21 protein-coding genes are annotated in these 22,987 nt (G+C 66.2%); 12 read left to right on the plus strand and 9 right to left on the minus strand.

Going from position 1 to position 22,987, the window contains the following annotated elements:
• Window positions 1-154: 154 nt before the first annotated feature.
• The 9 genes from JAO73_RS07090 to JAO73_RS07130 all read right to left on the minus strand — a co-directional run bounded on the left by JAO73_RS07090 (window position 155) and on the right by JAO73_RS07130 (window position 10,771).
• Window positions 155-763 (minus strand): tetratricopeptide repeat protein, encoded by a 609-nt coding sequence (locus JAO73_RS07090; RefSeq protein ID WP_190927997.1) that lies wholly within the window; start codon window positions 761-763, stop codon window positions 155-157.
• Entirely contained in the window at window positions 751-1,998 is a 1,248-nt protein-coding gene (locus JAO73_RS07095; protein ID WP_198976396.1) for a bacterial transcriptional activator domain-containing protein, read from the minus strand. The genes JAO73_RS07090 and JAO73_RS07095 overlap by 13 nt, the downstream gene beginning before the upstream one ends.
• Window positions 1,995-4,340, minus strand: coding sequence for an urea transporter (locus JAO73_RS07100; RefSeq protein WP_198976397.1), 2,346 nt, complete (start codon window positions 4,338-4,340; stop codon window positions 1,995-1,997). The genes JAO73_RS07095 and JAO73_RS07100 overlap by 4 nt, the downstream gene beginning before the upstream one ends.
• Window positions 4,337-5,680 (minus strand): type III PLP-dependent enzyme domain-containing protein, encoded by a 1,344-nt coding sequence (locus JAO73_RS07105; RefSeq protein ID WP_198976398.1) that lies wholly within the window; start codon window positions 5,678-5,680, stop codon window positions 4,337-4,339. Before JAO73_RS07105 ends, JAO73_RS07100 begins: the two co-directional genes overlap by 4 nt.
• A 143-nt stretch (window positions 5,681-5,823) precedes the next feature.
• Window positions 5,824-6,882, minus strand: coding sequence for an ATP-grasp domain-containing protein (locus tag JAO73_RS07110; protein ID WP_198976399.1), 1,059 nt, complete (start codon window positions 6,880-6,882; stop codon window positions 5,824-5,826).
• 11 nt (window positions 6,883-6,893) lie between these two features.
• Window positions 6,894-7,133 carry a PqqD family protein gene (locus tag JAO73_RS07115; protein ID WP_198976400.1) on the minus strand — a complete coding sequence of 80 codons (240 nt, stop codon included), beginning with the start codon at window positions 7,131-7,133 and terminating at the stop codon, window positions 6,894-6,896.
• A 145-nt stretch (window positions 7,134-7,278) separates the two neighbouring features.
• Window positions 7,279-9,210: a T9SS type B sorting domain-containing protein gene (locus JAO73_RS07120; RefSeq protein WP_198976401.1), complete on the minus strand. Its 1,932-nt coding sequence runs from the start codon at window positions 9,208-9,210 to the stop codon at window positions 7,279-7,281.
• A gap of 115 nt (window positions 9,211-9,325) precedes the next feature.
• Window positions 9,326-9,496 (minus strand): hypothetical protein, encoded by a 171-nt coding sequence (locus JAO73_RS07125; RefSeq protein WP_198976402.1) that lies wholly within the window; start codon window positions 9,494-9,496, stop codon window positions 9,326-9,328.
• Between the two features lie 96 nt (window positions 9,497-9,592).
• Window positions 9,593-10,771, minus strand: coding sequence for a cytochrome-c peroxidase (locus tag JAO73_RS07130; RefSeq protein ID WP_198976403.1), 1,179 nt, complete (start codon window positions 10,769-10,771; stop codon window positions 9,593-9,595).
• 288 nt (window positions 10,772-11,059) lie between these two features.
• Here JAO73_RS07130 and JAO73_RS07135 point away from each other — a divergent pair, with 288 nt between their 5' ends.
• From JAO73_RS07135 to JAO73_RS07190, 12 genes are all read left to right on the plus strand, one after another.
• A complete protein-coding gene (locus JAO73_RS07135; protein WP_198976404.1) occupies window positions 11,060-12,175 on the plus strand; it encodes a sensor histidine kinase in 1,116 nt (371 codons plus the stop codon).
• Complete coding sequence (locus tag JAO73_RS07140) at window positions 12,154-12,933, plus strand: LytR/AlgR family response regulator transcription factor (RefSeq protein ID WP_190927977.1); 780 nt, start codon at window positions 12,154-12,156, stop codon at window positions 12,931-12,933. The genes JAO73_RS07135 and JAO73_RS07140 overlap by 22 nt, the downstream gene beginning before the upstream one ends.
• A gap of 73 nt (window positions 12,934-13,006) precedes the next feature.
• Entirely contained in the window at window positions 13,007-13,231 is a 225-nt protein-coding gene (locus tag JAO73_RS07145) for a hypothetical protein (protein WP_198976405.1), read from the plus strand.
• Between the two features lie 133 nt (window positions 13,232-13,364).
• On the plus strand, window positions 13,365-15,107 hold the full coding sequence (gene kaiC / locus JAO73_RS07150) for a circadian clock protein KaiC (protein ID WP_198976406.1): 1,743 nt from the start codon (window positions 13,365-13,367) through the stop codon (window positions 15,105-15,107).
• Window positions 15,108-15,154: 47 nt separating this feature from the next.
• Window positions 15,155-15,466, plus strand: a complete 312-nt coding sequence (gene kaiB / locus JAO73_RS07155) for a circadian clock protein KaiB (RefSeq protein ID WP_198976407.1) — start codon at window positions 15,155-15,157, stop codon at window positions 15,464-15,466.
• Between the two features lie 9 nt (window positions 15,467-15,475).
• Window positions 15,476-15,823, plus strand: a complete 348-nt coding sequence (locus JAO73_RS07160; protein WP_198976408.1) for a circadian clock KaiB family protein — start codon at window positions 15,476-15,478, stop codon at window positions 15,821-15,823.
• A complete protein-coding gene (locus JAO73_RS07165; protein ID WP_198976409.1) occupies window positions 15,816-17,531 on the plus strand; it encodes a sensor histidine kinase in 1,716 nt (571 codons plus the stop codon). Before JAO73_RS07160 ends, JAO73_RS07165 begins: the two co-directional genes overlap by 8 nt.
• Window positions 17,532-17,581: 50 nt before the next feature.
• Window positions 17,582-18,001: a response regulator gene (locus tag JAO73_RS07170; RefSeq protein ID WP_190927965.1), complete on the plus strand. Its 420-nt coding sequence runs from the start codon at window positions 17,582-17,584 to the stop codon at window positions 17,999-18,001.
• A 30-nt stretch (window positions 18,002-18,031) separates the two neighbouring features.
• Window positions 18,032-18,484 (plus strand): GNAT family N-acetyltransferase, encoded by a 453-nt coding sequence (locus tag JAO73_RS07175; protein WP_198976410.1) that lies wholly within the window; start codon window positions 18,032-18,034, stop codon window positions 18,482-18,484.
• A gap of 44 nt (window positions 18,485-18,528) precedes the next feature.
• The gene (locus tag JAO73_RS07180) at window positions 18,529-19,440 is read left to right on the plus strand and encodes a LysR substrate-binding domain-containing protein (RefSeq protein ID WP_198976411.1); all 912 of its coding nucleotides are present in this window, start codon (window positions 18,529-18,531) and stop codon (window positions 19,438-19,440) included.
• Between the two features lie 84 nt (window positions 19,441-19,524).
• Window positions 19,525-20,544 carry a YeiH family protein gene (locus JAO73_RS07185; protein ID WP_198976412.1) on the plus strand — a complete coding sequence of 340 codons (1,020 nt, stop codon included), beginning with the start codon at window positions 19,525-19,527 and terminating at the stop codon, window positions 20,542-20,544.
• Between the two features lie 138 nt (window positions 20,545-20,682).
• Complete coding sequence (locus JAO73_RS07190) at window positions 20,683-22,965, plus strand: heavy metal translocating P-type ATPase (RefSeq protein ID WP_198976413.1); 2,283 nt, start codon at window positions 20,683-20,685, stop codon at window positions 22,963-22,965.
• Window positions 22,966-22,987: the final 22 nt, after the last annotated feature.

A 22,987-nucleotide genomic window follows, 5' to 3' on the forward strand; every position in this document is an offset into this window, starting at 1 on the left:
ACCACGTCTTGGCCGACAAACAAATATTCAGCAATTGCAATAGCCAATCAGACCCCAACTCGATGATTGGGTTTAAAACGTCGCCGAGCTGGCCAATAATCGCCGCCAGTGCCAAAGGCCCTGCCATGCCCGCCGCCACGCCCTCAAAACGGCCCTACAGCCGTTTCAGGCCGGCCGTGGCGGCCGCGTCGCCGGGCCGAATGAGCAGGGCCTTGGTGTAGAGGGCGCGGGCTTCGGCTTTCTTGCCGAGGTTGAGGTAGGCCCAGGCCAGCGAGATGTTGGAATCGTAGTCGAAGGGGTAGAGGTTCACCACGCGCTCGAAGTAGCGGGCGGCCTGCCCGTAGGCCTTGCGGTTGAGGTAGATGACGCCGGTCCAGTAATTGGCCTGGGTGTTTTGGGGGTCCACTTTCAGGATGTCGGTGTACAGCCCCAGCATCTTCTCGACTTGTCCCAGCGCATTCAGCGGCTTGATGAGGCCGAACTTGGGCTCGATGGCGTAAGGGCGCTGCTCCACGGCTTTCTGGTAGTGAGCGGCCGCGGCGGTGTAGTTTTTGGCCAGGAAATACAGCCAGCCCAGGCGCAGGTTTTGCTCGTAGGTACCCGTGTAGAGGGCCTTGATGGGCGCGATGGCGTCGGCGTAGTCGGCCTTGGCTTCGGCGGCGTAGCTGCTGGCAAAGGCGGCCGACTGGTCCTGGGCGCGGGCCGCGGCCGGGGCCACGCACGCCAGCGCAGCGGCGGAAAAGGTCAGCTTTACCAGGTCCATGTGAGGGCAGTGCTTAGGGAGTTCAGGGAATAGTAGCGGCCGTCAACGCTGTCGCGGCGGTGCTCGGCGCCGTAGCTCAGGCGCAGGGCAAGCGGGCGCGACAGCAAAATAAGCAAGTTGGCGCCGCCGCGCTCCCGCACGGGGTCGAGCAGGTTGTACACGTAGGTGCCGTCGAGCTCGGCCAGCACGGGCGTCAGACCCAGGCCCGCGTAGGCTTCCAGCCACGCGTGGCGGTGCAGCCGGCCGCCCCCGCCCAGCACCCCGTGCGGGTAGCTGCGGCCGTTGGAGCGCAGCACGCTGGCCCGCCCGTAGGCGTAGAGGCGCAGGTTGCCGAGCGGGTACACGGCCAGGCGCAGGTCGGTTTGCACGCGGGCCGTATCGGTGAGGGTGCCGGCGTACACGCCCACTTGGGCCGTCCAGTAGGGCCGGGCGTAGGCCACGGAAGCATAGCCCAGGTTGTCGGCGCGGTTCACGAGCAGGCCCAGGTCGCTGTTGAGGTGGTTGTAGCCCAGCAGCACCCGCCAGCGCGGGGCCAGCTGCCCGGCCAGCAGGGCGTGGTACTGCACCTGGCGCAGCGGGTAGAGCATGCCGCCGGGCCGGCGGCGGTCGGGCAGTTCCACGGTCTGGCCGAAGTAGCTCACGTTCTGATTCAAGCTGAGGCAAGAGCCCAGCCGGCTGCTGACGTCGAGCCGAAAAAAACCGGCATCGCCCCGGTGCACGGTGTTGCTGTATTGGCCTCCCGCTTCCGCTTCTACCTGCGTCACGGCCTGAAACGGCATCAGGTGCAGGGGGCGGCGCAGCGAATCGGGCAGGCGCCCGGCCAGCCGCGCCGCCGCGCCGGACTGGTTGAGGTCGAGATAGGCCAGGGCCAGGCCGTGGCGGGCGGTGGTGTCGAGCGGGTTTTCGCGAAGGGCGCGGCCGTAGTGGCGCAGGGCCAGGGCGGGCTTCTCGCGGGCCAGCGCGGCCTGGCCCAGGCGGCGGCGCAGGGCAGGGTAGTCGGCGCCGGCCCGCAGGGCGGCAGTGCCCACCGAGTCGAGCGCGGCCCAGCGGTATTGGGCGGCCAGGGCTTGGGTAAGGCTGTCGAGGCGGTTGAAATCGGGCAATTGCTGGGCTTGCGCGCTCAGCAGGCCGCCGCCCCAGTAGCTTAGCAGCAACAGCGCCAAGCGCTGCCACCCGCGCCCGTTCCCGTGGCGGCGCGGCGTTTTTGCTTGTGGTCGGTTGCGCTCGTTTTTCATGCGCCCGCTTCTGAAATGGCCAGGTTGATGACGTGGCCGTCCCGCTCCGCGCGCAGCTCAGTCAGGGCACTGCCGCGCACGAGCAGGGAATATGCCCGGGTGGCGCGCTCGCGGCCACACCACGCCACCACCACCCGGCTGTGCAGTCGAATGGCCCGGTCGGCCCAGTCGTTGGCTTCGGCGGGGACTGCCGCCAGCGAGAACGTGGGTTTCACAAACCGGTAAAAGGGCGCCACAACGTCCTGCACCCACGTCAGGGCGGCATTGCCGACGATGGTTAGCGGAAACTCATCGGTGGTGTGCTGGCCGGACAAGCTCACCAGCGGCACCCGATAGGCCGCCTGGTAAAGCAGGTACAGCCACGACGCCTCCGACCCGTAATAAGCCGTGAAATAAAACACCGACTCATCGCCGCCAAAGTAGGCCACCGCGCCCGTGGCCTCGCAGCGCAGGTAGGGCAGGTTGTAGGCATCGGTAAACACCTCCCAGCGCTGGGCCGGCTGCCCGGGCGCGTCGGCGTTGCGCACCTCAAGGGCGTAGCCCGGCGGGAAACGCAGGGCCTGGCTGAGCATCTTGTTGAAAGCGGGCGGGCGCACGGTTTCGCCCACCGTCGGCACTGAAAAATGGCGCAGCTGCCTTGGTTGCGTAAGCGCCGCTACCGGCGCAATGGCCTCCGAGGTCATCGAGGGCAGCAATTTTTCCGGGTGCCCTTTCGAAGCGCCGGTTGTTTTCTGCAGCGTTTCTGCCAGCCGCGGCGTCGCGGTGTGGGCTGATGCGAGGCTTTCGGCGGCCGGCTCGGCCACGTAATACGCCAGCGGACAAGCCAGCGTGCGCGAACCCACATACGGCGTGGCCTGCACCTGGAAATGCAGGTGCGGCTCGGGCGAGCGGCCCGAGTTGCCGCAGGTGCCCACAATGTCGCCGCGGCGCACGTAGTCGCCCACTTTCACCGGCACGGAGTGGGCGCGCAGGTGCGAGAGCTGGGTATAAAGGCCCGGCGCGTGGCGCAGCACCACGGTGTTGCCCCAGTTTTGGGCGGTGTTCACCTCGCCGATGGCGTTGTCCTCGATGTGCTGAACGACTTCCTCCACCACGCCGTCGGCGGGGGCCAGCACGGGCTTGTTGTAGGCGTAGAAGTCGGAGGGCGAGAGGCCGGCGCCGTGGTAGGTGCGCCCGTCGGCGTCGGCAATGGCGAAGTCCAGGGCCGCGCCCCAGTCGCCGAGGTGGGTGGGGCCGCCGTCGCGGTAGCCCTGCGTGCAGCGCCACGCGCCCAGAAAGGGCAGCGTGAGGGCTACCGCGCCCTGGTGGGCCAGGCGCACGCGGTCGGTGGCGTAGGCGTAGAGGTTGTGCTCGGGCGAGTAGCGCTGCACCGGCGTGAGCACCAGCCCCGCGCCCGGCCGCTCGCGCAGCAGCAGCACGTACAAAAACAGCAGCGCCGTGGCGCAATAGGGCAGCGAAAGCGTGGGCAGCCCCAGCTTATCGAGCGCCGCCGTGAGGCCGGCCAGCAATACCACCGTCACGGGCACGCTGCCCACGGCCCAGCCGTAGCTCGCCGCCGACGGGATGACAAACACGCCGCCCACCGCAATGGCCGCCACCATGTAGTTGGCGCCCAGGTTGTACTCGTTGAGCCCGCCCGCTGCCGGGCTGGCCAGCGCATGCAGCCCGTAAGCCACCAAAAACGCCAGCACCGACAGCGAAAACGCAATGCGCGAGTGCCACAGCAGGCCGCCCGCCACCAGCAGCCCCGCCACCGCGCTGTCCTGAAACAGCACCGCGCCCAGCGCCCGCAGGTAGGTGGCCAGCAGCGGCGGCCAGGGCCAGTCGCCCACCCATTGGGCCAGGCCCACCAGGCGCGGCCCGCCCACGGCGTACACGTCGTTGAGCCAATACACGCTGCCCTCGCCCGGGGCCAGGTGCAGCAGGGGGCCGCTGCCCAGCAGCAGCAGCCACACCGTGAGCAGAAAGGGTAGCGACAGAAACGGCAGCCCGCGCCCGCCCAGCCAGCCGCCCAGCGCCACGCTCAGCAGCAGGGCCAGGCCCGCGCCCACCACCACCAGCCCCGCCAGCGCCCAGCCCGGCGCATAAAAAGAGGCCAGCGCCAGCCCCGTCAGCAGGGAGTTGAAGCTGTAGGCGCCCACGTCGGTCCACTCTTTGTTGAAGCCGGCCAGCCGGGCACCGGCCACCGCCAGCCCTGTGCCCACCAGCCCCGCCACGCCCGCCGCCGGGTGGCTAAACGTGACCAGCAGCAGCACCGCCGCAAACCCCCGATGCTGCGAAAAGAACAGCATGGAGTAGCTGTGCAGCACGGCGCGGAAGAAAGAAGTAGCGGGGCTGGTCATTGTAAATGCGCCGGAATCTGCTCCAGCTGCTGCAAATATTCCAGCGTTTCGGCGGCTCGTATCAGGTGCACCTGGCCGGCCTGGTCCACCAGCACCACGTTGGGGCGCAGGTTGATGAACTGCTGCCACTGGCTCAGGTTGTAGGCGCCCACTTTGTGCACCAGCACGTGGTGGCCGGGCGCGAGCAGGGGCAGGGCAATGCTTTCGCGCAGCATGTCGATGTTCATGCACAGCGGGCCGTAGAGCACGGTGGGCTCGGTGTGGTTCGAGAATTCGCGGGTGGGGCTGATGTGGTGGTCGTACCAAAAAGACGTGAAAAGTAGGTTCACGCCAAAGTCCAGAATGGTGGCGCGGCGGCCATCGGCCAGGCGCTTATTAGCCAGCACCGTGCCGATGAGCGAGCCGGCGTCGTCGACCAGGGCGCGGCCGGCTTCCAGCACCAGCGTCGGCAGCTCGCCCGACTTAAAGCCCGCGCCGAGCAAGGCGCCGGTGATGGCCTCGGCGTACTCGTCCAGGCTGGGCACGGTGTCGGTGGCGGGCAGGTAGGCGCCTTTCAAGGTGTTGGTGGAGGGAAAGCCGCCGCCCAGGTCGAGGTACTGAATGGTCGTGTTCAATTCCCGCTGGCAGCGCAGGGCCAGCGCCGCCAGCTTGGTGGCCGCCGTGCCGTAGGCGGCCGTTTGCAACATGTAGGTGCCGATGTGGCAATGCAGCCCCACCAGCTCCAGCCGCCCCGACGCCACGATGCGGCCCAGCGCCTGCCAGGCCTCTCCATTTTCCAGGTTGAAGCCAAACCGGTCCCACTGCGGCACAATGCCGGCGTCGAGGTTCACGCGCAGGGCCACGCGGGGGCGCTGCGGGCGGCCGGCGGCCACGTCCAGCAGCAGGTGCAGCTCGTCGGCGTGGTCGAGGTGAATCACGGCATCCACCGCGCAGGACCGCTCCAGGTCGGCCCGCCGCTTGCCGGGGCCGTTGAAGAGGATGTGCGGGCCGGGCACGCCGTTGAGCAGGGCTTTTTCCAACTCCATGCCGCTCACCACCTCGGCCCAGGCGCCTTCCTGGTGGAAGGTGCGGCACACGGCGTTCAGGTAGTTGGTTTTGTACGACCACGCCAGCTGCACCTGCGGGTAGCGCGTGCCAAAGGCGCGCACCGCTGCCTGGTAGCTGCGCCGCAGCTGCCGCTCGCTCAGCACAAACAGCGGCGAGCCGAACCGCGCCACCAGCTCGTCCACCGCCACGCCGTCAATCGCCGTCACGGCCCGGGCCCCGGCGCGCGGGCCGAACTTGTTCAGCGCGCCGGCCGTGAGCTTGCGGAGGGTGGGGCGTTCGTAGGGAAGTTTCATGAAGGATGTTTTCTCAGAACGTCATGCAGAGCGCAGCGAAGCATCTCGCGTGCAGTAGTAAACCTATCGATGGAGTTGATGGTAGCACGCGAGATGCTTCGCTGCGCTCTGCATGACGGCCTTTTTATCGTTTTCCAGCTCCGTCAAAGTTCGCCCAGTGCCGCCACTTGCTGGAATTGGGTGTGGTCGGTAATGAGGTCCCAGGCGTAGCGCACGAACATTTTGCCCACGGCGTACTCCTCCATCATGGTCACGGGCAGGCCCAGGGCCAGGCGCAGCAGGGCCGCCGGCTGGTTTTGGCCCGCGGCGGCCGTGAGGTAAATCCAGGCCGGAAAACGCGGATTGATTTCCATGATGAACAGCTCGCCGCTGGCCGAACGCATGATTTCCAGCTCGAAGCCGCCGCGCCACTGGGTGGCCTCGGCAAAGCGGCGGGCCAGGGCCAGCAGGGCCTCATCGGCTAGGGTGATGCCGGCCCAGGCCTTGCCTTTATCGGTGATGGTGAGCTTGCGCATGGGCACCACGCTCAGGGCCCGGCCGTGACCGTCGCCCAGCCCGGCGATGTTGATTTCCTGGCCCGCCACAAACTGCTGCGCGATGAGCGGCACGCCCCAGAGCCCGCTCAGCCGCAGAAACGACTGCTCGGCCTGGGCCAGCGAGTGCACCACGGTGGCGTCGTAGTAGCGGCCTTTCAGCACCAGCGGCCAACCCAGGGTTTCGGCCGCGGTGGCCAGCTCGGCGGCGTGGTGGAGCGGGCGGCTGGCCGGCACGTGCAGCCCGTGGGCCGTCCCAAAAGCCGGCAGGTTCAGCTTGTCGCGGGCTTCGAGCTGCGCCAGCGTGGGCAGAAAGGTCTGGATGCCCAACGCCCGCAGCTGGGGCGCCAGCTTGATGAAATTGTACAGCTCGGCGTCGAAGTTGGGAATGAGCACGGCCACGTCTTCCTGCTCGCGGATGTAGCGCAGGCGCTCCAGCAGCGCCGCGGTGCCGGCCGAAGGGTAGGGAAGCTGGTAGGTTCGGTCCACCAGCTCGCGCAGGTAGATGCCCGGCTCCAGCGCCTCGTAGCTGAGCCCGACGATGCGCAGGTCGAAGTCCGGCGTTTCGCGCAGGGCGCGGATGACGGCCACGCCCGGGCCGGGGCTGTCGGTGGCGTTGAGGCCGGTCACGGCCACGGTGAGCCGGGGGCGGGCAGCAGAAAGAGGCACGTGGGGCGGGGTTAGTCTAGCAGGTTGAATTCGCGCAGCTGGGCCAGCAGGTCGTCCCAGTCTTTCTCGAGTTGGCCGGGGGCCACGTCGTAGCGCGCCAAAATGTCGGCCTTGATGCCCGCCGGGTCCAGGCCTTCCTTGGCCCGGGCCAGGATGTCGGCAGCCAGCGGGTTGGCCGCGAACGAGTCGCCGGTGGCGGGGTTGAAGATGAAGCCGGATTCGCTGGTGGCAATGTTCTTTTTAAGCTTCATGAACTGGGTGTTGAACGGGGTAGAGACGCATACTTGCGTCTCGCCGTTGGCTGATGTTGTATGGCCTGGTGGCGCGTTCTGGGGCTTTGGCACGTCACCGTTCAACGACGAGACGCAAATATGCGTCTCTACCCCAGGCAAGCCTCTACGGTATCACCTCCACCCAGCCCTTGTACTTCTGGCCGTCGGTGTACGTCACGAGGTAATAATACATGCCGCCGGCCCCGGCGCCGCCCCACTTGAAGCCGCGCTCCGACGAAGAAAACACGGCCTGGCCCCAGCGCGAGAAAATGTTGATGCTGGCAAACTTGCGGTCGCAGAAGTCGACCGGCAGGCTGGGCATCATAAAGAAATCGTTCTGGCCGTCGCCGTTCGGGGTGATGACGTTGGGCGGGCGGAAGGCCAGCGAATCGCCCTTCGGCGCCACCACGAAGCGGATGAGGCGCTCCTGCGGCAGCGGCTCGCAGGGCCCGGCTTCGGCCAGCCGGAACCGCACCAGCAGGCTGTTGTTGGCTTTGGCCTGGCCCACGGCGGCGCACGTGGGCTCCCAGGTGAAGGTGGCGCTGGCCCGGCCCTGGCCGTTTTGGGCCGTGAATTTCATGTCGGCATCGGCCAGGTTGAAGCCCGCGCCGATGGCGCTGAGCGTGAGGGCGTTCAGGTCGGCGTCGGTGCCGGTGAGGGTGGCGGTGTAGCGCTCGCCCAGCGTGAGGCGCACCACGGCCGGCGCGTCGTCGGACACAGGCAGCGGCGCGGGCGGAAACGTGGTGCTGAGTTCCGGCGCGTGGTTGGGCAGCGAAGCCGCCGTGAAGGCAATGCGAATGGTGTCGTGCTTGGGCAGGCTGCAGCCGTTGTCGGCCACGATGACGTCGACCAGGTACACCTTGCCTTTGGTATCGATGCAGTCCGGGAAGCAGAGCGTGGTCACCAGCGTATCGGGCTGGCCGGCCGCGTGCACCATGCCGGTAGTGGACGTGCTGAAAATGGGCCCCGTGGTGGTGAAGTTCACCGCGCGGCTGCTCATGCTCAGCACCGAGCTGGGGTCGGGGTCGGTGTAGCGAATGGTGAGGCAGCGGTTGCCGCCGGGCTGCAGGCGCAGGGTGTCGCGGCCGGGGCGGTAGGTAGCGGGGCTGCCCGGCGCCCGCACTTGCATGGTGGGGGCCACGTTGGTGGGGCAGTTCAGCACATAAAGCTGGAAATCGCGCCGCGTCTCGCCAATTTTCACGCCGCGCCGGTACTCCGTGCAGCGCACCCCAAACACGTACAGGCCCAGGTCGCGGGGCCGCACCGTGAGGCGGCCCGTGCGCGCATCAATGCCCAGCGCGGGGCTGCCCGGAATCTGGTTGTTCACGTTCAGGCCCGGGTTCCAGCTGATGGTGGAGTAGGGCGCCGGGCCGGCCTGGGTCAGCAGCGGGTTGGCGAAGGTGGCGTGGCCGTTGAGGGGCGTCACCATGTCGTAGGCCAGCGAGTCGCCGTCGGGGTCCTGGCCGCCAAAGTCGTAGTAAAACAGTTCGTTGCGGCAGGCGTAGTCGCCCAGGGGCGGAAAAATGCGCGGCGTCGAGTCGATGAACGCCGCGCCGTTGCGCACCACGGCCGGAAATTCGAGGTAAAAGGTCTGGGCCGCGTTGCCGGGCGCCACAATGTTGGTGATGGTCACGTTGCGGCAGCAGCGCTCCACGGCCACGTAGTAGCCGCCGGGGTTGTTGTAGGTGGCCGCGCTCAGGGTGATGTCGGCAGTGTATACCAACTTGCGGGTGCTCAGCGAGCCCACGGTGCAGGCCGGGTTGGTGTAGTTCACGAAGGTGTTGCTCACGCGGGGCAGCACCACGTCGACGACGCGCTGGTTGGTGGTTTTGTTGAAGATGCTGGCCGTGAGGTTGTCGTCCAGCGCGCCCGCGCTGCCGTTGATGGCGTCAAAATACAGGTTCAGGGTGAGGGCATACGTGTTGCCGGACTTGTACTGCAAGTCCAGCTCGCCGCCCACTATGTGCGTGGCCGAGGCCGCCAGCGGCGCCAGCAGCACCAGCAAGGCCAGCCACCACCCCCGAAAAGTGCCCAAAGCCGTCCAGGTATATTTCATAACCAATAAGATAGCAAAAAAAAGAGTAACTCGGCTCCGCCAAAGCCTGGCCGGGCGCCGAAGCACCCGGCCAGGCCCGGCCAAAGCCCGGACCCGCGGCCCGGCGACCAGCAAGTTAGTTGGCGCCGCCGGTCTTGGTGGTGTCGGCCGTGGTGGTCGTGCTCGGCTTCTTGCAGTCTTTGCCGCCGGCCGGGCGCACGCAGTCTTTCTCGCAGCCCGAGAAGCTGCTCATGGAGCACAGCAGCGCGGCGGCGCTAAGCAGGCGAAGAGTGGTGGATAAACGCATAAGGGTGAAAATGAAAAAGGGTGAAAAAATGAGAATTCGGAAAGGAAGAGTAGGGGTAATGCAATAGGCAATAAGAAGATAGCGGCGAGGCAACGGCTATTGAATGTTGCCGCCCACGGCCAAGCCGCTGGGCACGGTGGCGGGCACGCTGCGGTCGAAGCTGGTGGCGGTGAGCGACTGCAGAAAGGCGATGATGGCCTGCGGGTCCTGCACGCGGGCCGGGAAGAGCGGGTCGCGCTGGCCGGGGGCTACGCGGGGGTTGGCGGTGGGCGGCGCGCCGGGCGGCGGCGCATAGAAGGCCAGCACCGCGCCCAGGTTGGGCAGCGTGCCGCTGTGCATGTAGGGCGCCGTGAGGGCCACGTTGCGCAGGCTGGGCGTGCGGAAGGCGTAGGAGTTGTTGGCGCCCGCGTCGGAGGCGGCGTTCTTGGGGTTGTCGGCCACGCCCAGCACGTGCAGTTGGTAGTCCGAGAGCATGGGGCCGCTGTGGCATTTGGCGCAGCCGCTGCTGATGAAGGCGTTCAGGCCCTGCACCTGCTGGGCCGAGAGGGCGGTTTTGTCGCCGCGCAGGTATTTGTCAAACGGCGCATCGGTTGCCAGCAGGGTGCGCTCGAAGGCGGCCAGCGCCTTGCCGAGGTTGGTGGCCGTGACGGGCGCGGGCTCGGCAAACGCTGCGCTAAACAGGGAGGCATACGCCGGGATGCGCCGCAGCCGCGCCACCGCCGTGTCGAGGGCGGCGCTTTCGCTGCAGGCGGGGCCGCGCATTTCTTCCAGCGCCGCAATGGGCTGCAGCGACTGCGCTTCGAGCGACTGGGCCCGGCTGTCCCAGAACATGGCGGCCCGGGCGGGGTCGTAGCTGCCGCCATTGGTCATGCCGTTGAAGGCCGTGTTGAGGACCGTGGGCGTGTTGCGCTTGGCAAACGGAATGGCGTTGGGTTGGCGAAAATGGCGGGCCGTACCCAGGCCCTGTCCGTTCACGCCAATGGCCAAGTCGAGGGCGTCGGCGTAGCCGTTGGCGGGGTGGTGGCAGCTGGCGCAGCTCACGTCCTTGCCGCCCGAGAGCACCGGGTCCCAGAACAGGGCGCGGCCCAGCGCGATTTTGGCTGGCGTGCCGGGGTTGTCGGCCGGCGCCGGGGCCGAGAGGGGCAGGGCGCCGAGCACGCTCAGGTCGTCGTTGGAAGGCGTGGCGTTTTCCGATTCCTTGTGGCAGGCCACGGCCAGCAGCAGCGTGGCCGCTGCCAGCATGGAGGCTACCCGGGGGAGTAATGATGCGGCCATGAGCAGGAAAGCAGGCGAGTTGGGAAAGAGAATTGCAGCGCGTGTTATCAAAGGTGCTCTTCCTCTTTCCGCAGCGCCCGCTCCAATCGCCGAGTTGGGAGGGGGCGTCGCCCATTTCCCGCATTCGCCAGCCAAATCCCGCCGCCAAACTTCCGGCCTGGCCCGATTTCCAGCCACATGGCTCAGAAATGCCGAATGGCCGGCAAACTTGCCCGGCTGGCCGATGTGGCCCGCACCACCACAGGTGTGGATTGTAGCTTGCGCCATCTTCATTTGATAGTCTAATCAATGCCCCTCCCGCCGCTCCGCTCTGCCTCCACGCTGCTGCTGCACGCCCTGGTGTGGGGGCTGGTGGCGGTGCTGCTCTGGGCCCAGCAGCCCGATTACCCGGGGCCGAAGCCGACGGAGTTCTGGCTCACGCAGGCCGTGGTGTTTGGGCTGCTGGGGGGCGTGTTCTACCTGAACGTGGGCTGGGCGGCGCCCCGGCTGCTCTACGCCCGCAAGGCCTGGGCCTACGTGCTGCTCAACGCCGGCGCGGTGCTGCTGGTGCTGGCGGTGCACCGCCAGGTGGAGCAGCGCCTGCGCGTGCCCGAGCTGGTGGCCGCTGCCCGCGAGGCCGTGCTGAACCCGCCCAATCCGTGGTCGAGCCCGCGCCCGCACCCCCTCACCGGGCCCGACGAAGGCAGCCCCGTGGTCAACACCGGCGTGCTGCTCATCACGCTGCTGGTGCTGGGCATTGCCACCAGCCTCGCGGCCATGCAAAAAGGCCAGCGCGACGCCGAAATCCGCCTAGAGCTGGAACGCCGCCAGGTGGCCACCGAGCTGAGCCTGCTCAAGGCCCAGATAAACCCGCACTTCTTCTTCAACACCCTCAACAACATCTACGCCCTCACGCTGCTGGATGGCGAGCAGGCCCGCGTGGCCCTGCACCGCCTCTCGCGCATGATGCGCTACGTGCTCTACGAGTCGCCGGCCGGCCACACGCGCCTGAGCCAGGAAATCAGCTTCTTGCAGGACTACATCGACCTCATGCACCTGCGCCTGACCAACAAGGTCAGGGTGCAGTTTGAGCGGCCCGACCCGCTGAGCCCCGACCCGTTCATCGCGCCCATGCTGTTTCAGCCCTTCGTCGAGAACGCCTTCAAGCACGGCGTGAGCGCCACCGCGCCCAGCTGCATCAGCATTCAGCTGCGCCAGCCCTCGGCCAGCACCGTGGAGCTGCGCGTGCGCAACACCCTATTCCCCGACCGCCCCGATGCCGACGCCGACGACGAGCCCGGCGGCATCGGGCTGGCCAACACCCAGCGCCGCCTCAACCTGCTGTACCCGCACGCCCACACCGTCACCGTCACGCCCCGCAATGCCTCCAACGAGTACGAAGTATGTCTGAATCTGAAGCTGTAGCCCCGTTCATCATCAACTGCGTGGCCGTCGACGACGAGCCGCTGGCCCTGGGTTTGGTGTGTTCCTTCATCGAGCGCACGCCGTTTATGCGCTTGGTGGGCCGCCACGAGAGCGCCGTGGCCGCCCTGCGCTCCCTGCACGAGCGCCCCGACGCCCACCTGCTGTTTCTCGACATCAAGATGCCCGACCTCAGCGGCCTGGAGCTGGCGCGGGTGCTGCAGTACGGCCCGCGCGTCATCTTCACCACGGCCTTCAACCAGTACGCGCTGGAAGGCTTCCGCGTCGATGCGCTCGACTACCTGCTCAAGCCCTTCAACTACGAGGAGTTTCTGCGCGCCGCGCTCAAGGCCAAGGCTTATTTTGAAATGAAGCAGGCCAGTGAGGCGGCCCCCGCCGCGGCCCCCGCGCCCGCGGCGCCACCCGTTTCTCAGCCCGAAGAAGACCACATCTACCTGAAGGTGGAGTACCAGCTGGTGCGCGTGGCCCTGGCCGACATAGTGTACGTGGAAGGCCTCAAGGACTACGTGAAGGTGCATTTGGCCAGCCAAACGCGGCCGCTGCTCTCGCTCACCAGCCTGCGCAGCATGGAAGAAAAGCTGCCGGCCGGCAAGTTCATGCGCATTCACCGCAGCTACATCGTGGGGCTGGGCCACATCCAGGCGGTGGGGCGCGGCACGGTCCAGATTCAGGGCGAAACCTTGCCCGTGAGCGACGGTTATCGGGAAAGCTTCGACCAGTTTTTCAGCCGCTGGAAATAAGTAGAACACGCACCGGAAAATGGTGATAAATTCACGCTGACTTAATAAAAGACGGCCTAACTTGCAAGGGTCTATGAGCGAGTCTTTGCCCAACTATTTCGACACCGATGGCCGCCCCGAGCCGGCCTCCAACGCCAGCGCCGACGCCGAGCGCAAGCTCAAGGTGTGGGCCGCCCTCAACGCCGTGGACCAGGGCCTGCTCAGCCCCGAGGAAGTGCTCGACGCCTACGGCATCAGCGCCCAGGAAATGGAGCAGCACCGCGCGGGCTGGCAGGATTTTGAAACCGGCAGCCGGTAGCCGGCGTGGCAGGCCTACCGGCGGTATCGGGCACAATTGAGGACGGCGCACGCCGTGGCCCCACGGCGTGAGCGAGGCCCGCCCCCGAATGTGCGGCCCCGCCGATTAACTTTGCCGGCTAGCCTTCCTATCCATGCAAGAATATTCTTCTTCCGCCTCTTCTACGCTGCCCCTTCTGCCCAAAGCGCCCACCGGCATCGAGGGGCTGGACGAAATCACCGAAGGCGGCCTGCCCAAGGGCCGCCCCACGCTCATTTGCGGCAGCGCGGGCTGCGGCAAAACCCTGATGGGCATTGAGTTTCTGGTGCGCGGCATCACCGAGTTCGACGAGCCCGGCGTGCTCATGGCCTTCGAGGAAACCGCCGAAGAGCTGGCCGCCAACGTGGCCTCGCTGGGCTTCGACCTGAAGGACCTGCAGGCCCGCAAAATGCTGCGCGTCGACCACGTGCACGTCGACCGCTCCGAGATTGAGGAAACCGGCGAGTACGACCTCGAAGGCCTCTTCATCCGCCTGGGCTACGCCATCGATTCCATCGGGGCCAAGCGCGTGGTGTTGGATACCATCGAGTCGTTGTTTTCGGGCTTCCCCAACGAGAGCGTGCTGCGCTCGGAAATTCGCCGGCTGTTTCGCTGGCTGAAGGACAAGGGCGTGACCACCATCATCACCGCCGAGCGCGGCGACGGCACCCTCACCCGCCAAGGGCTGGAAGAGTACGTGTCGGACTGCGTGATTCTGCTCGACAACCGCGTGATTGACCAAATCACGACCCGCCGCCTGCGCGTGGTGAAGTACCGCGGCAGCACCCACGGCACCAACGAGTACCCCTACCTCATCACCGGCGAAGGCATTTCGGTGCTGCCCGTGACGTCGCTGCGCTTGGAGCACCAGGTGTCAAACGACGTGGTATCGTCGGGGGTGCCGGCGCTGGACGAGATGTTTGGCCGGCGCGGCTTCTTCGTGGGCAGCAGCGTGCTCGTGACCGGCACGGCCGGCACGGCCAAAACCACGCTCGCCGCTTCCTTTGCCCAGCAGATATGCCACGAGGGCAAGCGCTGCCTGTTTTTTGCGTTTGAAGAGTCGCCGCAGCAGCTCATGCGCAACATGGCTTCGGTGGGCATCGGCCTGGAAAACCACGTGGCCGAAGGCCGCTTGCGCATCGAGGCTTCGCGCCCCACCCTCAACGGCCTGGAGCAGCACCTCGTGACGCTGCACCGCTTGGTGAAGGAGTTCCGCCCCGACGCCGTGGTCATCGACCCCATCACCAACCTCATCACGGTGGGCAACATCTCCGAAGTGCGGAGCATGCTCACGCGCCTCATCGATTTCCTGAAGGTGAGCGGCATCACGGCCTACTTCACGGCCTTGGTGAACGGCGGCATGGGCCGCGCCGAGATGACGGAAGAAGGCGTGTCGTCGCTGGTCGACACGTGGATTTCGGTGCGCGACCTGGAGGGCGTGGGCGAGCGCAACCGCGGCCTGAGCATCCTCAAATCGCGCGGCATGGCGCACTCCAACCAAGTGCGCGAGTTCATCGTGACCGACAGCGGCATCGAGCTGCTCGACGTGGTGCTGGGCCCCACGGGCATCGTGACGGGCGCCAGCCGCCTCACCCAGCAGCTGGAAGAGCACGCCCAGGCCCTGGCCGCCCAGCAGGAAGCCGAGCGCCGCGACCGCGAGCTGGCGCGCCGCCGCCGCATGCTGGAAGCCAACATCGCCAACCTGCGCACCGAGTTTGAATCGGTGGAAGAAGAGCTGCGCCAAATCAGCACGCACGAGCAAACCCGTCAGGAAGCCCTGCAAACCGGCAAGCAGCGCATTGTAGCGGCCAACCCGCCGGCGGTAAAAACGTCGCCAACCGGCCAGCCCGGCAATTAATCCGTATACCCGAGTTGCCTCCGGCCTCCGCATTTAGTACCCTTTCCATGGCTGAAGATTTGAACGACCCCCTCGGCGACGAAACCTGGGAGCTGCGCCTGTACGTGGCCGGCCAAACGCCCAAGTCGGTGACGGCCGTGGCCAACCTGCGCAAGTATTGCGAGCAGCACCTCAAAGGCCGCTACAAGCTGGAGGTCATTGACTTGCTGGTGAACCCGCAGCTGGCCGAGGGCGACCAGATTCTGGCCATCCCCACGCTGGTGCGCAAGGTGCCCGAGCCCATCCGCAAAATCATTGGCGACCTCTCGAACGAGGAAAAGGTGCTGGTGGGGCTCGACGTGCGCCCCGTGCTGAAATAACCCTGGCCGATGGAACCTGAACCATTTCCGGACTTTCTGGACCCTTCCGAGCGCCCAGGCCCCGAATATTTGTTGCACCTGTACATCACGGGGGCCACGCCCAATTCGACGCGCGCCGTCCGCAACATCAAAGACATCTGCGAACAGCACCTGAAAGGGCGCTACGAGCTGCTGATAATAGACGTGTACCAACAGCCCGAACTGGCCCAGGAGCACGACCTCATCGGCGTGCCCACGCTCATCAAGCTGCGTCCCGGCCTGGTGCGCCGCATGGTGGGCGACTTCTCGGACCGCGCGCGGGTGCTCAAGGCCTTGGGCGTGGTGTCGCCCCTCGACGACCCGGCCGGCCATGAGTAAACCGCTGCTGCCCGTGAACCTGGCCCGTGAAAACGAGGCGCTGCGCAACCAGCTGGAGGAAGCGCAGGAGCTGATTCACGCCATCCGCTCGGGCGCCGTGGACGCGCTGGCCGTGCAGGGCAGCGAGGGGCCGCGCATTTTCACGCTGCAGGGCGCCGACCAGGGCTACCGCACCCTCATCGAGCAGATGAACGAGGGCGCCCTGCTGCTGAGCGAAGACGCCACCGTGCTCTACTGCAACGCCTGCCTGGCCGGGCTGCTGGGCCTGGCCATGGGCGAAATCATGGGCAGCACTTTCGAGAGCTTCGTGCCGCTGGCGTTTCGCGACTACTGGACCGAATTGCTGCGGCAGGGCTGGGAGGGCAAGGGCAAGGGCGAGCTGCCGCTGAAAACCCGCGCCGGCGCGCTGGTGCCGTTTTCGGTGAGCATGAACGTGCTGAGCTTCAACGAGACGCCCACGCTGGCGATGATAGTGACGGACCTGTCGGCGCAGCGCGAAATCACGGCCATTCGGGCGCAGGTGGAGGAACAGAACGCCCTGCTCGACCGCCAGAGCGAGGAGCTGAAGCGCGAGGAAGCCGCCCGCCTGGCCGGCGAGCGCGCCGCCGCCGAAGCCAGCCGCCTGCTCGAAGGCATTTCCCAAATAGCCTGGACGGCCAGCGCGGACGGCGAAAACACCTACCGCAACCGCCGTTGGTACGACTACATCGGCCAGGAGCCCGGCGAGGGCCTGGCCGTGGACCGCTCCTGGCGCGCCCGCCTGCACCCCGACGACGCCGTGGCGGCCCAAGAGCGGTGGGAACACAGCCTGCGCACCGGCGAGCCCTTCGAAGTGGAGTGCCGCATCCGCAACGGCGCCGGCGAGCACCGCTGGATGCTGGGGCGCGCCCTGCCCTCGCGCAACGAGCAGGGCGAGATTATGCAGTGGGTGGGCACCTACACCGACATTCACGAGCACAAGCTGGCGCTCGAGCGCATCGACCAGGCCCAGCGCCAGCTGCGCGAAAACAACGCCCAGCTCATGCGCGTGAACGTGGACCTGGACAACTTCATCTACACGGCCTCGCACGACCTCAAGGCGCCCATCAGCAACATCGAGGGCCTGCTCGACGCCTTGCTCCTGGAGCTGCCGCGCGAAACCGTGCAGAGCGAGCCCGTGCGGCCCATTTTGGACCTGATGCAGGACTCGGTGAACCGCTTCAAGCGCACCATCGAGCAGCTCACCGACGTGAGCAAGCTGCAAAAGGAGCACGGCCTGCCCACCGAGCCCGTGCACCTGGCCGAGGTGGTGCGCAACGTGCGCCTCGACCTCGACCCGCTCATCCAGAGCACCGGGGCGCAGCTGCTGGTGGACGTGGACGCGGTGCCCACGGTGCTGTTTTCAGAGAAAAACCTGCGCTCGGTGATTTTCAACCTGCTCAGCAACGCCCTCAAATACCGCGCCCCCGACCGGGTGCCGCGGGTGCGCCTGCAGGCCCGGCCCCAAGACGCGGGCGTGCTGCTCGAAGTGGAGGACAACGGCCTGGGCCTGGACGCGGCCAGCGAACAAAAGCTGTTCGGCATGTTTCAGCGCTTTCACGACCACGTGGAGGGCTCGGGCATCGGGCTCTACATGGTGAAGAAAATGGTGGAAAACGCCGGCGGCCGCATCGCCGTTCGGAGCGAGCTCGGCCGGGGCACCACGTTTTCGGTGTACTTTAGCCGGTAATCCTTGGACCTGCGTGCGGTTCAGGCGCCCGTTTTTCGTCTGTCTCGCTCATGCAAAAGCTTACCTGCGCTCTCCTTGTCGACGACGACCAGACGACGAACTATCTCAATAGTCTGCTGATTAAGCGCCTGAACATCACCGACCGCCTGTTGGTGGCCCTCAACGGCCAGGAAGCCTTGGAGCTGGTGAAAATTCATTGCCAGGCCGCCAGCCCCGACTGCCCGGCCCTGATTCTGCTCGACGTGAAAATGCCCGTCATGGACGGTTTTCAGTTCTTGGCTGCCTACGACCAGCTGCCGCTGCCCGAAAAGCAGGCCATCATCATCGTGATGCTCACCACCTCGCTGCACCCGCAGGACGTGGACCGCGTGCAGCGGCTCAACATTGCCGGCTTTCTCAACAAGCCCCTGACCCGGGACAAGCTCAACGACGTGCTGAGCAAGCATTTCAACCGCCATTTGCCGGAGTAAGGGCTAGCTCGGTTATACTTGCCGTTCATTATGCTACGCCTCCTCCGCACCACTTCCGACAACGCCGATTTCCGCGCCCTCGTGCAGCTGCTCGACCAGGACCTGGCGCGGCGCGATGGCGACGAACACGGATTTTACGCGCAATTCAACAAGATTGACCTGATAAAGCACGCGGTGGTGGCCTACGCCGATGACGAGCCCGTGGGCTGCGGCGCCATGAAGGAATTTGCGCCCGACCACATGGAAATCAAGCGCATGTTTGTGCAGCCCGCGCACCGGGGCACGGGCGTGGCCCCGGCCGTGCTGGCGGAGCTGGAACGCTGGGCCCGCGAGTTGGGCTACGCCGGCTGCGTGCTCGAAACCGGCAAGAAGCAGCCGGAAGCCATTCGGCTGTACGAGAAAAGCGGCTATGCCCGCACGCCCAACTACGGGCAGTACGTCGGCGTGGAAAACAGCGTGTGCATGCGCAAGGACCTGCGCTAGGCAGCAGTTCGAGCGGTTTTCAGCCGGTCCCGTACCTTGCGGGCATGTCCGATTTCCGTTTGCGTGTGTTTGCGGCCGTGGCCCGGCACCTGAGTTTCACGAAGGCGGCGCAGGAGCTCTTCGTGACCCAGCCCGCCGTGACCAAGCACCTGCACGAGCTGGAAAAGCAGCACGGCCAGCGCCTGCTGGAGCGCCGCGGCAACCGCGTGGCCCTCACCGAAGCCGGCCGCCTGTTGCAGGCGCACGCCGAAGCCGTAGCCGCCTCGGCCCAGCAGCTCGAAGACCAGCTCCTGGCTCTGCGCGACCCCGACGAAGCCGCCGGTCGCCTGCGCCTGGGCGCCAGCACCACCCTCAGCCAGTACGTGCTGCCGGGCCTGCTGCCCGCTTTTCAGGCCCGGCACCCCAAGGTCCGCCTCACCCTGCTCAACGCCAACTCCGAGCGCATTGCCGAGGCCCTGCTGCGCAACGAGCTGGACCTGGGCTTTGTGGAAGGCCGCACCAAAAGCCGCGACCTGCACTACGAGCTGCTGCTGCCCGACGAGCTGGTGGCCGTGCGCCGCGCTGCCTCCGCCGGCCCGCCGGCCGCGCCCGTGCCGCTGGCCGAGGCCCTGGCCCACCCGCTGGTGTTGCGCGAGCGGGGCTCGGGCACGCTGGAGGTGCTGGAATTTGCCTTGCGCGAGCTTAAAATCAAGCTCAGCAGCCTGCCAGTGGCGTTTTATTTCGATAACACCGAGGCCATCAAGGCCTATCTGGAGGCGGCGCCGGAGGCGTTGGGCTTCGTGTCGCGGCGGGCGCTGACGCGGGAGCTGGCCGCCGGGCTGCTCGAAGTAGTGCCCATTGCGGGCTTGCAGCTGGCCCGGCAGTTTGAGGCGGTGTGGGTGCAAGGGCAGCCACTGGCCCGCGCGGCCCAGCGGTTTCTGGGCTTTGCGCAAGCCGAGTGCAAGACTTTGGTATAACCTGAGGTTATTTCAAATAACATTTTGCCATTATCCAACAGGTGAGCACAGGCGTAATTTTGGGGCGCAAACTCCTCCCGCCCAATGCCTCAGCTGCTACCCAACCCTACCGAAAACACCGATGCGGCCCACCAAGGCCCGTTTCGGCATTTCCATGCGCCGCACACGCTGCTGGGCGCAACGTTTACGCTACAGCAGGTGGTGTTTGGACTAGTGCTGCTGTACTGCCTCTCGCCGTGGGCCTCGCCGCCGGTGGCGCTGGCGCTGGGCCTCGTGCTGGCCCAAACGGTGGGCAATCCGTTCGGTGCCCACACCAAAAAGGCCACGGCCAAGCTGCTGCAGTTTTCGGTCATCGGGCTAGGCTTTGGGATGAACGCGCACGCGGCGGTGCAGGCTGGCCGCGAGGGCTTGCTGTTCACGGTGGCGTCCATTTGCGGCACGTTGGTGCTGGGCTACTTCGCGGGCCGCTGGCTCAAGCTGAACCGGTCGGTGACGCACCTGATTTCGTGCGGCACCGCCATTTGCGGGGGCTCGGCCATTGCGGCGGTGGCGCCGGTGCTGCGGGCCAAGGACGAAGAAATCTCGGTGGCGCTGGGCACGGTGTTCGTGCTCAATGCGCTGGCGTTGTTTGCGTTTCCGCCCATCGGCCACGCCCTGGCCATGACGCAAAACCAGTTTGGGCTGTGGTGCGCCATTGCCATTCACGACACCAGCTCGGTGGTGGGCGCGGCCGCGGCCTACGGCGACCAGGCCCTGCAGGTGGCCACCACCGTGAAGCTGGCCCGCGCGCTTTGGATTATTCCGGTGGCGCTCGGAACCGCATTGGCCTTCAAGCAAAAAGGCGTGAAGGTGAAGCTGCCGTATTTCATCCTGGGCTTCATTGCGGCCATGCTGCTCAATACCTGGCTGCCTGAAATGAAGCCGGTGGGGGACGTGCTGGTGCGCCTGGCCAAAACGGGGCTCACCGTAACGTTGTTTTTCATCGGGGCGGGGCTGTCGGCCGGGGTGTTGCGGGCAGTGGGGGCGCGGCCCTATGTGCTCGGCGTGCTGCTGTGGGGCGTGGTGTCGGTGGTGTCGCTCTACGTCATTCTGCAGGCGGTGTAGGCAGAAATTTCGCAGGTTTGGCGCCGCAATTTGCACCAGTTGAGGCGGCCGTGGGCCGTTCCTTTGCAACGCGGTTCGGCCCCTGGTTGTTAAGGGGAGGCACCGCCGTATAAGCGGACGTTAGCCGTTGCCTGCGCCATGTCTCCTTCCCCTGAAAATACCGAAACCGCGACCCTCGACATCGAAGGCATGAGTTGTGCCTCGTGCGCGGCGGCCGTTGAAAAATCACTCAATCGCACGCCGGGAGTGCAAAGTGCGCTGGTCAACTTCGCCACCGAAAAAGCCACCGTGCAGTACGTGCCCGGCCAGGCCAGCCCCGCCACGCTGAAGGAAGCCGTGGTAAATGCCGGCTATGGCGTGGTGGAACGCGCCTCCGATACCAGCGCCGCCAACCGCCAAGCCGACATCGACCAGCAAAAAGCCGACGCCTATGCCGCGCTCAAGCGCCGCTTCTGGGTGGCCGTGGGCCTGGCCGCCGTCATCATGCCGCTGAGCATGCTCATGCTGTGGCCTGCCGCCATGCAGCACCTGAACCCGCAGTGGTTGAACTATGGCCTGCTGTTGCTCACGCTGCCGGTGCTGCTGTATAGCGGCCGCGAGTTCTACCGTTCGGCCTGGAACAGCTTCCGGCACCGCTCCGCCACCATGGACACGCTCATTGCCATTGGCACCGGCGCGGCGTTTCTGTACAGCTTGGCCGCCACCGTAACGCCCGGCTTTTTCATGCGCCACGGCTTGATGCCGGAAGTGTACTACGACACCACGGCCACCATCATTGCGCTCATTTTGCTGGGCAAGGTGCTTGAGCTGCGGGCCAAAACCCAAACCTCGGCCGCCATCCGCAGCCTGATGGGCCTGCAGGCCAAAACCGCCCGGGTGGTGCGCCCAAGCGGCCAAGAAATCGACGTGCCCATCGAGCAGGTACAACTCGGCGACGTGGTGCTGGTGCGCCCCGGCGAGAAAGTGGCCACCGACGGCGTCGTGACCGACGGCCAGTCGGCCGTGGACGAGGCCATGCTCACCGGCGAAAGCCTGCCCGTTGCGAAAAAAACCGGCGACACCGTGTTTGGCGCCACGCTAAATAAAACGGGTGCCTTCCGCTTTCGGGTGACGAAAGTGGGCGCCGACACCATGCTGGCCCAGATTGTGAAGCTGGTGGAAGACGCCCAAGGCAGTCGCGCGCCCATTCAGCGGCTGGCCGACCAAGTGAGTGCCGTGTTTGTGCCCACGGTGGTAGTCATTGCCCTGCTCACGTTTGCGGTGTGGTTTGCCGTAGCGCCCGCCGAAACCCGGCTGCCGCTGGCCCTCACCAATTTTGTGGCCGTGCTCATCATTGCCTGCCCCTGCGCGTTGGGCCTTGCCACGCCCACGGCCATCATGGTCAGCACCGGCAAGGGGGCCGAGTTTGGCGTGCTGATTCGCACTGCCGAGGCACTGGAAAAAGCCCATCAGGTAAACACGGTGCTGCTCGATAAAACCGGCACCATCACCCGCGGCGAGCCCGCCGTGACGGATTTTTTGACCGATTCCGGCCAAGACGCCGCGGTGCTGCTGCCGCTCGCGGCGGCCCTAGAACGCCAGAGCGAGCACCCGCTGGCCGAGGCTGTGGTGCGCTACGCCGTGGCACAAGGCGCGCCTGCGGTGCCCGCCACCGGTTTTCGGGCCATTGCAGGCAAAGGCGCCGCTGCTACGGTAAATGGCCAAGCTGTGCTCATCGGCAGCCAGCGCCTGCTGCGGGATGAAAACGTGGCCCTGCCAGCTGGCTTGCAGCAGCAGGCCGAGCAACTGCTGAACGCAGCCAAAACGGTGCTGTACGTGGCCGTAGCCGGCCGAGCCGTGGCCGCCATTGGCGTGGCCGATGTGGTGCGCGAGACTTCCAAAGCCGCCATTCAGCAGTTGCAAGCGTTGGGCATAGACGTGGTGATGATGACCGGCGACAATGCCCAAACTGCCGCCAAAGTGGCCGCGCAAGTAGGCATCACGCGCTATTTTGCCGAGGTGCTGCCCAGCCAGAAAGCCGCTAAGGTGAAGGAATTGCAAGCCGAGGGCCGCAGCGTGGCCATGGTGGGCGACGGCATCAACGACGCGCCCGCGCTGGCGCAGGCGGATATCGGCCTGGCCATGGGCGGCGGCACCGACGTGGCCATGGAGGCGGCCGGCATCACGCTCATGCGCTCGGATTTGAGCGGGGTGGTAACGGCCATTGCCTTGTCGCGCGCCACCCTGCGCACCATCCGGCAGAACCTGTTTTTTGCTTTTGTGTACAACACGCTGGGCATTCCCATCGCGGCGGGGCTGCTGTATCCGGTGTTTGGCTGGCTGCTGTCGCCCATGCTAGCGGCCGGGGCCATGGCACTAAGTTCGGTGTCGGTGCTCACCAACTCGCTGCGGCTGAGAAGTTTTACGCCTATTAACAAGTGATAGTCCCTGCTTTATCTGACCA

Source organism: Hymenobacter miniatus, assembly GCF_016427455.1.
Classification (GTDB): Bacteria; Bacteroidota; Bacteroidia; order Cytophagales; family Hymenobacteraceae; genus Hymenobacter; species Hymenobacter armeniacus.